This is a genomic window from Serratia sp. BFP-2025 (assembly GCF_050880365.1).
GTDB classification, from domain to species: domain Bacteria; phylum Pseudomonadota; class Gammaproteobacteria; order Enterobacterales; family Enterobacteriaceae; genus Serratia; species Serratia surfactantfaciens.
In genome coordinates, this window is sequence record NZ_JBPAFV010000001.1 from 1,269,872 (window position 1) to 1,281,671 (window position 11,800).

An 11,800-nucleotide genomic window follows, 5' to 3' on the forward strand; every position below is an offset into this window, starting at 1 on the left:
ATATTTACTAAAAGGCGAGAGAGGGCGGGAGTCGAACGATAAGCTTTAAAATGAAAAGGCCCCCCGAAGGGAGCCTTTCAGATACGGACTGCGTCGCTATTACAGCAGGAAATCGTCCAGAGATTTACCTTGCTCTTCGATAGCTTTCTTGATCACCGCAGGAGTACGGCCTTGACCGGTCCAGGTTTTCAGTTCGCCGTTTTCGTCTTTATATTGGTATTTAGCCGGGCGTGCTGCGCGTTTTGCTTTACCAGCAGCCTTGTTGGCAGCCATAGTTTGCAGCAGTTCATTCGGGTCGATACCGTCAGCAATCAGCATTTCGCGGTATTGCTGCAGTTTACGAGTGCGTTCTTCGATTTCTGCTTGAGCCTGGCTGTCTTCTTCGCGACGTTCGTTCACAACAACTTCCAGTTTCTCGAGCATTTCTTCCAGCGTTTCCAGCGTGCATTCTCTTGCCTGGGCGCGCAGAGTGCGGATGTTGTTCAAAATCTTTAATGCTTCGCTCATTGTCCTAGTCTCAAATTATATTGGTGGGGGGCGTCTCGATAATAATAGAGTGCTCTTTTCTTTTCTGCAATAGCCAAATTGACATGAATACTCAAATTTACCTTTAAAGAAACCGTTAATCGGATCCGGACGACTAATAATAGGAAGGGCTGTTAACTATTACCCTCATCTTGCTTAAGCCAAAATTTCAGCAGACATGCTTTAAAAGATACGTGCCGCAAGGCTTTCCTCGATAAGTTATCGCCGCAATTTATATCAATATTACAATGAGTTCTGTGGGCTTAATCACGTCGTGGCACTGCAGACATTGTAAACAATAGGGGTATATTGGTAAAGATCACGTCAGGAAACGTCGGGGGGCTTGTGAAGGTGATTAAATGCCCGATATTGGCCGCAGTATAATAGCCAGAGCTGCCGTCACGGCTGCCGCGCCTGCGGTGGGTAAAGGGCGGCTGTGCATTAATGTGTGATAACCATTAGCAAGAATTAATAGTGATGACAGGCATACATTATCCTGTAAATAGCTGTAAAAAGAACATACCGACAGAACGATATGTTTCGCTTGAAAGCGCATTATTACGGCGAACGCAATATTCACTCGCTTTGGGCTGAGCCCGGGGCCGGGTTATGGTACACTTGCCGTCCTAATCAACATTTGAATATTTCTTATACCATCGGAGTTGCGGGGCCATGGCTCAACTTTATTTTTATTACTCTGCGATGAATGCCGGCAAGTCCACCGCGCTGCTACAGTCTTCATATAACTATCAAGAGCGTGGTATGCGCACGCTGGTGTTCACTGCGGAGATCGATCATCGCTTTGGCGTGGGCAAAGTCAGTTCGCGCATCGGCTTATCCTCGCAGGCCCAGCTTTATAACAATGACTCGATGTTGTACGCCATGATTCAGCAAGAGCATCAGCAGCAGCCGGTGCACTGCGTGCTGCTGGACGAAAGCCAGTTCCTGACCAAAGCACAGGTTGAACAATTGTGCGACGTGGTGGATCAACTGGACATTCCCGTATTGTGTTACGGCTTACGAACCGATTTTCTCGGCGAACTGTTTATCGGCAGCCAATATTTACTGGCCTGGGCCGATAAGCTGGTGGAATTGAAAACCATCTGTCACTGCGGGCGCAAAGCCAATATGGTGTTGCGGTTGGATGAGAATGGCAAGGCGATGCACGCCGGCGAGCAAGTGGTGATTGGCGGTAACGAGAGCTATGTCTCTGTCTGCCGCAAGCATTATAAAGAGGCGATTCACTCCCTGGAGTAGGGCCGAAAACGTCGCCAGGGCCGGCTGAGGCGCTTTGGCGGCGGGGTCAGAAAACAGCGCGTCAGGCGCAATAAAAAACCCGCCGTTCGGCGGGTTTTTTCATCGGTTCACGGAACCGTTATTTCTTGGACTTTTTTACCGCAGCTTTGGCAGCTGCCGGTGCTGCCGCTTCCTCTTCTACCGTTTCACTGAATTCGCGGCCGTAGAAGGTATCCAGCATGATTTGCTTCAGTTCGGCAATCAGCGGATAGCGTGGGTTGGCGCCGGTGCACTGGTCGTCGAAAGCGTCTTCCGACAGCTTGTCGACCTTCGCCAGGAAGTCCGCTTCCTGCACGCCCGCCTCACGGATGGAGGTTGGGATGCCCAACTCTGTTTTCAGCTCATCCAGCCAGGCCAGCAGTTTCTCAATCTTCTGCGCGGTGCGGTCGCCCGGTGCGCTCAGACCGAGGTGGTCAGCGATTTCAGCGTAGCGACGGCGTGCCTGAGGGCGGTCGTACTGGCTGAAGGCCGTCTGCTTGGTCGGGTTGTCGTTCGCGTTGTAGCGAATGACGTTGGAAATCAGCATCGCGTTGGCCAGGCCGTGCGGAATGTGGAACTCCGAACCCAGTTTGTGCGCCATGGAGTGACAAACCCCGAGGAAGGCGTTGGCGAAAGCGATACCGGCGATGGTGGCGGCGTTGTGCACGCGTTCACGGGCAACCGGGTTTTTCGCGCCTTCTTTGTAGCTGGCCGGCAGATACTCTTTCAACAGTTTCAGCGCCTGCAGCGCCTGGCCGTCGGAGTATTCGTTCGCCAGCACCGACACGTAAGCTTCCAGCGCGTGGGTCACCGCATCCAGGCCACCGAAGGCGCACAGGGATTTCGGCATGTTCATCACCAGGTTGGCGTCGACAATCGCCATGTCCGGGGTCAGCGCATAGTCGGCCAGCGGGTATTTCTGTCCGGTGGCGTCGTCGGTCACGACCGCGAACGGTGTGACTTCTGAACCGGTACCTGACGTGGTGGTGATGGCGATCATTTTCGCTTTCACGCCCATTTTCGGGAATTTGTAGATACGCTTGCGGATGTCCATGAAGCGCAGCGCCAGATCCTCGAAGTGGGTTTCAGGATGTTCGTACAGCACCCACATGATTTTCGCGGCGTCCATCGGCGAACCGCCGCCCAGCGCGATGATGACGTCCGGTTTGAAGGAGTTCATCTGCTCGGCGCCTTTACGCACGATGCTCAGCGTCGGATCGGCCTCTACTTCGAAGAACACTTCGGTTTCGATGCCGTGTGACTTCAGAACCTTGGTGATCTGGTCGGCATAGCCGTTGTTGAACAGGAAACGGTCGGTCACGATGAAGGCGCGTTTCGCCCCGTCGGTCGCCACTTCTTCCAGCGCGATAGGCAGCGAGCCACGGCGGAAGTAGATCGATTTCGGAAGTTTATGCCACAACATGTTTTCTGCTCGCTTCGCTACAGTTTTCTTGTTGATCAGGTGTTTAGGTCCGACGTTTTCAGAGATGGAGTTACCACCCCAGGAACCGCAACCCAGCGTCAGCGAAGGCGCGAGTTTAAAGTTGTACAGGTCGCCGATGCCGCCCTGAGAAGCCGGGGTGTTGATCAGGATGCGAGCCGTTTTCATTTTATCGCCGAAGTAGGCGACGCGAGCCGTTTGGTTATCCTGGTCGGTGTACAGGCAGGAGGTGTGGCCGATACCGCCCATGGCGACCAGTTTTTCGGCTTTGGAGACCGCGTCTTCGAAGTCTTTGGCGCGGTACATCGCCAGGGTAGGCGACAGTTTTTCATGCGCGAAAGGTTCGGTTTCGTCGACCAGTTTCACTTCACCGATCAGCACCTTGGTGTTGGCCGGCACTTTAATGCCTGCCATCTCGGCGATTTTCGGCGCGGATTGACCCACGATGGCCGCGTTCAGGCCGCCGTTTTTTAAAATGATGTCCTGCACCGCTTTCAGCTCTTTACCCTGCAGCAGGTAGCCGCCGTGGGAGGCGAAGCGTTCGCGCACCGCATCATAGACGGAGTCAACGACGATGACCGACTGCTCGGAGGCGCAGATGACGCCGCTGTCGAAGGTTTTGGACATCAGGATAGAGGCGACCACGCGTTTGATGTCTGCGGTTTCGTCTACTACCACCGGCGTATTACCGGCACCTACGCCGATCGCCGGTTTGCCTGAGCTGTAGGCGGCTTTCACCATGCCCGGGCCACCGGTGGCCAGGATCAGGTTGATGTCAGGGTGGTGCATCAGCTGGTTGGACAGCTCGACGGTAGGCTGATCGATCCAACCGATGATGTCTTTTGGCGCACCGGCGGCGATAGCGGCCTGCAGCACGATATCGGCGGCTTTGTTGGTGGCATTCTTCGCGCGCGGATGTGGCGAGAAGATGATGCCGTTGCGGGTTTTGAGGCTGATCAGCGCTTTGAAGATCGCGGTAGAAGTTGGGTTGGTGGTAGGGACGATACCGCAAATCAGACCGATAGGCTCGGCGATGGTGATGGTACCGAAAGTGTCATCTTCAGACAGGATGCCACAGGTTTTTTCGTCTTTATAGGCGTTGTAGATGTACTCGGAAGCGAAGTGGTTTTTGATCACTTTGTCTTCGACGATACCCATTCCGGATTCTTCCACGGCCATTTTGGCCAACGGGATACGGGCATCAGCAGCGGCGAGGGCGGCAGCGCGGAAGATTTTGTCCACTTGCTCTTGAGTGAAGTTGGCATATTCGCGCTGGGCTTTTTTGACACGTGCGACAAGCTCGTTCAGTTCAGCGACATTCGTTACAGCCATAATGCTCTCCTGATAATGTTAAACTCTTTCAGTAAATAAGCCGTGCGAGCCACTAGTATAGTCATAACGCGGATAAACGGTGATTCGAATACCGGGGATTTCCCGCGTTATTTCTTCGCATGCTGCTGATTTGCTTAAAGAGCTTTACCCTACGCCAACCGGAGGGGCAGGCAGTGAGGAGAACGGAACCGGCGATGTGGCCACCTACTTTGTTCTACTCCCTGACTACGACTAAGAGCTTACCCACTGTTGGGTAGTTTATTTGTGATCTAAATCATGAAAAGTGCAAGCTGACACCTTTCAGCTTGCTGGTGTTGGGAATCATTCTTGATAACTGTGAGCGGTGACTCTTTTTTCAACACAAAAAATCAAAAGGCCATACATCACTTTAACAAAGGGCATTTGTTTCGTCTCATAACTTGCTGGCAGTCAAAAATGCTGCTCGGGCCGGATGGATTACCCGCGCCAATTCCATTACATTAGCGCGCATAGGCAGCACACCTTTTCATAGCGATTAATGCGGAGCCATCTGTGGGCCAATCTCTGTTGGATCTTTCCGGCTTTATCAAGTTCTTTGTCGGTCTGTTTGCGCTGGTCAACCCGGTCGGCATTTTGCCGGTGTTTATCAGCATGACCAGCTACCAGGCGGAAGCCGGGCGCAACAAAACCAACCTGACCGCCAACCTGTCGGTCGCCATCATTCTGTGGACGTCGTTGTTCCTGGGTGAAGGGATCTTGCGCATGTTCGGCATCTCTATCGATTCGTTTCGCATCGCCGGCGGTATTCTGGTGGTGACCATAGCCATGTCGATGATCAGCGGCAAGCTGGGGGAAGACAAACAGAACAAGCAGGAAAAATCGGAGAGCGCGATCCGCGAGAGCATCGGCGTGGTGCCGTTAGCGCTGCCGCTGATGGCGGGGCCGGGGGCCATCAGTTCCACCATCGTCTGGAGTTCCCGCTATCACAACTGGCAAAGCCTGCTCGGCTTCACGGTGGCGATCGCTTTGTTCGCATTTTGTTGCTGGCTGTTGTTCCGTGCCGCGCCGCTGTTGGTACGCTTGCTGGGGCAGACCGGCATTAACGTAATCACCCGTATCATGGGCCTGTTGCTGATGGCGCTTGGAATCGAATTTATCGTGACCGGCATTAAGGCGATATTCCCCGGTCTGTTGTGATAGCCGCGTTTAGCCGCGTCTCGCCTATTGGCGCGGCTAAAGTTAATTTTAAAATTTAAATTATTTATTAGTTCGCATTATTATAGTGCATGGAGTGAATAAAATTTAAGCCGTTGCACTCTTATGTTGCATAAATCTCATGTTGCTGCTCAAAAAAAACGCTAAGCATTATTTCAAACACTTTTCCTTCCCCATTTCTGCCATTTTTGCCCCCGTTCAACGGTCAAGCTGTTGTTAAATTAATCACATCATTCTGTGGGGCTTGTCTCACTTTCATCCAGGTGTTATTAGTGATTAACCGCCCCATTGGCAGGTGTTTGTTCTTTGAATGGCCAGATTGTTAACTGAATGTTTCTTTGTGTGGCGGTGAGATTGCACTAACGGTTTCAAATGAAATGGTTTTTGTTTTTTTATCTTTAAAATCAAAGTCATGAGATTGCCTTTACGCGGCCCCGATCTCAGGGGGCGGACGAGGCTTGGTGCGATAAAAGAGAATTGCTTAACATTTTCGTAAAATTTATTGGCTATGGAATTTGGCTTCTGCTAATTTCCGAGCAACTTTCCCGTGGTCAATTAACTGAAATGCGCCACAAAAACGGGAATGATTTTTGCTGGTATCCGTTTATTTAGAATTCTTATAAACACTTCACAAACTTCGATAAGCGATGCTTGTCGGTGAAAAGGAGCCTCGATTATGCAGCAAACCCTGAAGCGCACTTCTTTGACCTTGTTGATTAGCGGCGCGTTGAGCGTCGGCGCCGTAAATAGCAGTTTGGCGGCTGAGGTTCCAGCCGGCGTCCAATTGGCGCAGCAGCAGAATATTGTGATTAACAACGGCAGCGAAGTGGCTTCATTGGATCCGCATAAGGTCGAGGGGGTGCCGGAAAGCAATATCATTCTTAACCTGCTGGAAGGGCTGGTGAGCACCGACGCCAACGGGCATGTGGTGCCGGCGGCGGCGACCCGCTGGGAAAATCAGGATTATCGGCAGTGGACCTTCCACCTGCGCCCTGGCGCGGTGTGGAGTGACGGCAGCCCGGTGACCGCGCAAGACTTCGTCTACAGCTGGCAGCGTTTGGCCGATCCGAAAATCGCCTCGCCGTACGCCAGCTATCTGCAATACACCAAGGTCGAGAATATCGACGACATCCTGACCGGCAAAAAGAGCCCGCAGACGCTCGGCGTCAAGGCGTTGGACGACCAGACGCTGCAGGTGACCCTGAGCGAGCCGGTGCCGTATTTCATCAGCATGCTGAGCCACACGTCGCTCAAGCCGGTCAAACGCGCGGTGGTGGAGAAATTTGGCGACAAATGGACGCTGCCCGCCAACTATGTCGGCAACGGCGCTTACCGCCTGAAAGAGTGGGTGGTGAACGAACGCATCGTACTGGTGCGCAGCCCGAGCTATTGGAATGACAAGCAGACGGTGATCAATCAGGCGACCTTCCTGCCGATCGCTTCGGAAGTCAGCGACGTCAACCGCTTCCGCAGCGGCGAGATCGACATCACCAACAGCGCCATCCCGCCGTATCTGTACGTCAAAATGAAACGCGAAGTGCCCGAGCAGCTGCACGTTAACCCTTATCTGTGCACCTTCTATTACGAGCTCAATAACCAGCGGGCGCCGTTCACCGATCCGCGCGTGCGCGCGGCGGTGAAAATGACGCTGGATCGCGACATCATCGCCAACAAGATCATGGGCCAGGGGCAGATCCCGGCCTACAGCTTTACGCCGACCTTCACGGAAGGCGCCAACTTCACTCAGCCGGCGTGGGCCGGATGGAGCCAGGAACAGCGCAATGCCGAAGCCAAAAAACTGCTGGCGGAAGCGGGCTACAGCGACGCCAAACCGCTGAAATTCTCGCTGTTGTACAACACCTCCGATCAAAACAAACAGCAGGCGATCGCCGCCGCGTCGATGTGGAAGAAGAATCTCGGCGCCGACGTCACGCTGCGCAATCAGGAGTGGAAAACCTCGCTGGAAAGCCGCCATCAGGGGCAATACGACGTGGCGCGCGCCACCTGGTGCGGGGATTACAACGAACCGAGCGCCTTCCTGAATCTGGTGTTGTCCAACAGCAGCATCAATACCGTGTTTTATAAGAGCCCGGCGTTCGACGCCATCATGGCCGCGACGTTGAAGGCGCCGGATGAAGCTGCGCGCGCCGCGCTCTACCAGCAGGCGGAAGCGCAGCTGGATAAAGACTCCGCGTTGATCCCGGTTTATTACCGCGTCAGTGCGCGATTGATCAAACCGACGGTGGGCGGGTTCACCGGCAAAGATCCGCTGGACTATACCGACGTTAAGAATCTGTACATTATCAAGCAGTAAAAGGGGTATTCCTCGCGTCGAACCGCAGAGGAATATGGGGGAAGGCCGGCCGCCGCATTCGTTCCGCGGCGGCGGGAAAACAGAGTCCGCTAACGGGCAACGCAGGCTCCACGGAGAGCCTGTGATAATAAAAACTGGAGTCGATAAGCATGACCAACATCACGAAGAAAACTCTCATTGCCGCTGGCGTTATCGCCGCGCTGGGCATCACAGCAACCGCGGGCGCTTTCGCCGCTGACGTTCCTGCGGGCGTGCAGCTGGCCGACAAGCAAGAAATCGTCAAAAACAACGGTTCCGAAGTGCAGTCGCTGGATCCGCATAAAATCGAGGGCGTGCCGGAAAATAACGTCACCCGCGATCTGATGGAAGGCCTGGCGAACAACAGCCCGGACGGTTCTATCGTGCCAGGGGTTGCGGAAAGCTGGGATAACAAGGATTTCAAAGTCTGGACCTTCCACCTGCGTAAAGACGCCAAATGGTCCAACGGCAAGCCGGTGACGGCGCAAGATTTCGTCTACAGCTGGCAGCGCGTGGTCGATCCGAAAACCGCTTCGCCTTACGCCAGCTATCTGCAATACGCTCACGTAGAAAACGTCGATGACATCATCGCCGGCAAAAAAGACAAATCGACGCTGGGCGTGAAGGCCATCGACGACCACACCTTCCAGGTAACCTTGAGCGAGCCGGTGCCTTATCTGGTTGAAATGACCCCGCACTACGCCATGAAGCCGGTTTATAAAGACGCGGTGGAGAAGTTCGGCGAGAAGTGGACGCTGCCGGCCAACTACGTCAGCAACGGCGCCTATAAACTGAAAGACTGGATCGTCAACGAACGCATCGTGCTGGAGCGCAACCCGGAATATTGGGACAATGCCAAAACCATCATCAATAAAGTGACGTTCCTGCCTATTTCGTCGGAAGTGACCGACGTTAACCGCTACCGCACCGGTGAAATCGACATGACCTACAACAACATGCCGATCGAACTGTTCCAGAAGCTGAAGAAAGAGATCCCGAAAGAGGTGCACGTCGATCCTTATCTGTGCACCTATTACTACGAAATCAACAACCAGAAGGCGCCGTTCACCGATGCGCGCGTGCGTGAAGCGCTGAAGCTGGGCATGGACCGCGACATTATCGTCAACAAGGTGAAAAACCAGGGCGATCTGCCGGCCTACAGCTTTACGCCGCCATACACCGACGGCGCCAAGCTGACCCCGCCAGAGTGGTTCGGTTGGACGCAGGAAAAACGCAACGAAGTGGCGAAGAAACTGCTGGCGGACGCCGGCTACGGCCCGGGTAAACCGCTGACTTTCTCCCTGCTGTACAACACCTCCGACTTGCACAAGAAGCTGGCGATCGCCGCCGCCTCCATCTGGAAGAAAAACCTGGGCGTGGACGTGAAGCTGGTGAACCAGGAGTGGAAAACCTTCCTGGATACCCGCCATCAGGGTACCTATGACGTGGCGCGCGCCGGCTGGTGTGCCGATTACAACGAGCCGAGCTCGTTCCTGAACATGATGCTGTCCGACAGCAGCAGTAACACCCCGCACTACAAGAGCGCCGAGTTCGACAAGCTGATGGCGAACGTGTTGACCGCGAAGACCAAAGACGAGCGCGCCGATCTGTATCAGAAAGCGGAAGTTCAGCTGGATAAAGATTCCGCCATCGTTCCGCTGTATTACTACGTGAACGCCCGTTTGGTGAAACCTTACGTCGGTGGCTACACCGGCAAAGACCCGCTTGATAACGTGTACGACAAAAACCTGTACATCATCAAGCATTGATACGGTAAGAGCCGGCGGCGCAGCCGCCGGCCCATGTTGAGAATAATAAGCCGTCATCAGGCTGTCGCACAGGGTTAGGGCAATGCTTAAATTTATACTTCGTCGCTTGTTGGAAGCGATCCCGACACTATTTATCCTTATCACCATCTCATTCTTCATGATGCGTCTGGCGCCCGGCAGCCCCTTTACCGGGGAGCGCGCTTTGCCGCCGGAAGTCATGGCCAATATCGAAGCCAAATATCATTTGAACGATCCTATCTGGAAACAGTACGGTCATTATTTGGCGCAGCTTGCGCAGGGAGACTTCGGCCCATCCTTTAAATACAAGGACTATTCGGTCAACGATCTGGTCGCCAGCTCGTTCCCGGTTTCCGCCAAACTCGGCCTGGCCGCATTTTTGCTGGCGGTGGTGCTGGGCGTTAGCGCTGGCGTTATCGCCGCGTTGAATCAGAACACCAAATGGGACTATACGGTGATGGGGTTCGCCATGACCGGGGTGGTGATACCCAGTTTCGTGGTGGCGCCGCTGCTGGTGCTGATCTTCGCCATCACGCTGAAATGGCTGCCGGGCGGTGGCTGGAACGGCGGTGCGCCAAAGTTCATCATCTTGCCGATGGTGGCGCTGTCGCTGGCCTATATCGCCAGTATCGCCCGTATCACGCGCGGCTCGATGATCGAAGTGCTGCACTCCAACTTCATTCGCACCGCGCGCGCCAAAGGCTTGCCGATGCGCCGCATCATTTTCCGCCATGCGCTGAAGCCGGCGCTGTTACCGGTGCTGTCCTACATGGGCCCGGCCTTCGTCGGCATCATTACCGGTTCGATGGTGATCGAAACCATTTATGGTTTGCCGGGGATCGGCCAGCTGTTCGTTAACGGCGCGCTGAACCGCGATTACTCCCTGGTGCTGAGCCTGACCATTTTGGTGGGCGCCCTGACCATTCTGTTCAACGCGATCGTCGATGTGCTGTATGCGGTCATCGATCCGAAAATCCGTTATTAATCTGGAGCACGCGAATGATGTTGACTAAAAAGAACAGCGAAGCTCTGGAAAACTTCAGCGAGAAGCTGGAAGTGGAAGGGCGCAGCCTGTGGCAAGACGCGCGTCGGCGCTTTATGCACAACCGCGCGGCGGTCAGCAGCCTGTTCGTACTGGCGCTGATCACGCTGTTTGTGGTGCTGGCGCCGATGTTGTCGCAATTTGCCTATGACGATACCGACTGGGCGATGATGTCCGCGGTGCCGAGCTTCGAATCGGGGCACTATTTCGGCACCGACTCCTCCGGGCGCGATCTGCTGGTGCGCGTGGCGATCGGCGGGCGCATCTCGCTGATGGTCGGCGTGGCAGCGGCGCTGGTGGCGGTGATCGTCGGCACTCTGTACGGCGCGATGTCCGGCTATCTGGGCGGCAAGATCGATTCGGTGATGATGCGCTTGCTGGAGATCCTCAACTCCTTCCCGTTCATGTTCTTCGTGATCCTGCTGGTGACCTTCTTTGGCCAAAATATCCTGTTGATCTTCGTGGCGATCGGCATGGTGTCGTGGCTGGATATGGCGCGTATCGTGCGCGGCCAAACCCTCGGTTTGAAGCGTAAGGAGTTTATCGAAGCGGCGCTGGTGTGCGGCGTCTCCACGCGCAATATCGTGCTGCGGCATATCGTGCCGAACGTGCTCGGCGTGGTGGTGGTGTATGCGTCGCTGCTGGTGCCGAGCATGATCCTGTTCGAATCCTTCCTCAGCTTCCTGGGGCTGGGCACGCAAGAGCCGCTCAGCAGCTGGGGCGCCTTGCTCAGCGACGGCGCCAACTCAATGGAAGTTTCACCGTGGTTGCTGCTGTTCCCGGCGGGTTTCCTGGTTGTCACTCTGTTCTGTTTCAACTTTATCGGCGATGGCCTGCGTGACGCCCTCGACCCGAAAGATCGTTAAGGAGTG

The 11,800-nt window shown here is 54.6% G+C and carries 8 protein-coding genes; 6 read left to right on the forward strand and 2 right to left on the reverse strand.

The window, feature by feature from the left end; translation table 11 throughout:
• Positions 1 to 99 precede the first annotated feature (99 nt).
• A complete protein-coding gene (hns, locus tag ACRAWE_RS05975) occupies positions 100 to 507 on the reverse strand; it encodes a histone-like nucleoid-structuring protein H-NS (RefSeq protein ID WP_004932170.1) in 408 nt (135 codons plus the stop codon).
• A 690-nt stretch (positions 508 to 1,197) separates the two neighbouring features.
• On the opposite strand from hns, the gene ACRAWE_RS05980 reads away from it, so the two are divergent.
• Positions 1,198 to 1,782, forward strand: coding sequence for a thymidine kinase (locus ACRAWE_RS05980; RefSeq protein ID WP_063918455.1), 585 nt, complete (start codon positions 1,198 to 1,200; stop codon positions 1,780 to 1,782).
• A 118-nt stretch (positions 1,783 to 1,900) separates the two neighbouring features.
• On the opposite strand, the gene adhE is transcribed toward ACRAWE_RS05980, so the two are convergent.
• Complete coding sequence (gene adhE / locus ACRAWE_RS05985; protein WP_019452743.1) at positions 1,901 to 4,573, reverse strand: bifunctional acetaldehyde-CoA/alcohol dehydrogenase; 2,673 nt, start codon at positions 4,571 to 4,573, stop codon at positions 1,901 to 1,903.
• Between the two features lie 531 nt (positions 4,574 to 5,104).
• Between adhE and ACRAWE_RS05990 the strand changes: the two genes are divergently transcribed.
• The 5 genes from ACRAWE_RS05990 (at position 5,105) to oppC (ending at position 11,794) form a co-directional block, all read left to right on the forward strand.
• Entirely contained in the window at positions 5,105 to 5,749 is a 645-nt protein-coding gene (locus ACRAWE_RS05990) for a YchE family NAAT transporter (RefSeq protein ID WP_015378089.1), read from the forward strand.
• A gap of 694 nt (positions 5,750 to 6,443) precedes the next feature.
• Positions 6,444 to 8,081, forward strand: a complete 1,638-nt coding sequence (locus ACRAWE_RS05995; RefSeq protein ID WP_154746315.1) for an ABC transporter substrate-binding protein — start codon at positions 6,444 to 6,446, stop codon at positions 8,079 to 8,081.
• A 149-nt stretch (positions 8,082 to 8,230) separates the two neighbouring features.
• Positions 8,231 to 9,868, forward strand: coding sequence for an oligopeptide ABC transporter substrate-binding protein OppA (oppA, locus tag ACRAWE_RS06000; RefSeq protein ID WP_019452741.1), 1,638 nt, complete (start codon positions 8,231 to 8,233; stop codon positions 9,866 to 9,868).
• An 82-nt stretch (positions 9,869 to 9,950) separates the two neighbouring features.
• On the forward strand, positions 9,951 to 10,871 hold the full coding sequence (gene oppB, locus ACRAWE_RS06005; protein ID WP_004932150.1) for an oligopeptide ABC transporter permease OppB: 921 nt from the start codon (positions 9,951 to 9,953) through the stop codon (positions 10,869 to 10,871).
• Between the two features lie 14 nt (positions 10,872 to 10,885).
• Complete coding sequence (oppC, locus tag ACRAWE_RS06010; protein ID WP_019452739.1) at positions 10,886 to 11,794, forward strand: oligopeptide ABC transporter permease OppC; 909 nt, start codon at positions 10,886 to 10,888, stop codon at positions 11,792 to 11,794.
• The last annotated feature ends 6 nt before the right edge of the window (positions 11,795 to 11,800 follow it).

What these genes read in the sequence shown, in the direction of transcription:
- oppB (WP_004932150.1), top strand. Translation starts at nt 9,951, where the DNA reads ATGCTTAAATTTATACTTCGTCGCTTGTTGGAAGCGATCCCGACACTA.
- oppC (WP_019452739.1), top strand. Translation starts at nt 10,886, where the DNA reads ATGATGTTGACTAAAAAGAACAGCGAAGCTCTGGAAAACTTCAGCGAG.
- adhE (WP_019452743.1), bottom strand. Translation starts at nt 4,573, where the DNA reads ATGGCTGTAACGAATGTCGCTGAACTGAACGAGCTTGTCGCACGTGTC.
- hns (WP_004932170.1), bottom strand. Translation starts at nt 507, where the DNA reads ATGAGCGAAGCATTAAAGATTTTGAACAACATCCGCACTCTGCGCGCC.
- oppA (WP_019452741.1), top strand. Translation starts at nt 8,231, where the DNA reads ATGACCAACATCACGAAGAAAACTCTCATTGCCGCTGGCGTTATCGCC.
- ACRAWE_RS05995 (WP_154746315.1), top strand. Translation starts at nt 6,444, where the DNA reads ATGCAGCAAACCCTGAAGCGCACTTCTTTGACCTTGTTGATTAGCGGC.
- ACRAWE_RS05980 (WP_063918455.1), top strand. Translation starts at nt 1,198, where the DNA reads ATGGCTCAACTTTATTTTTATTACTCTGCGATGAATGCCGGCAAGTCC.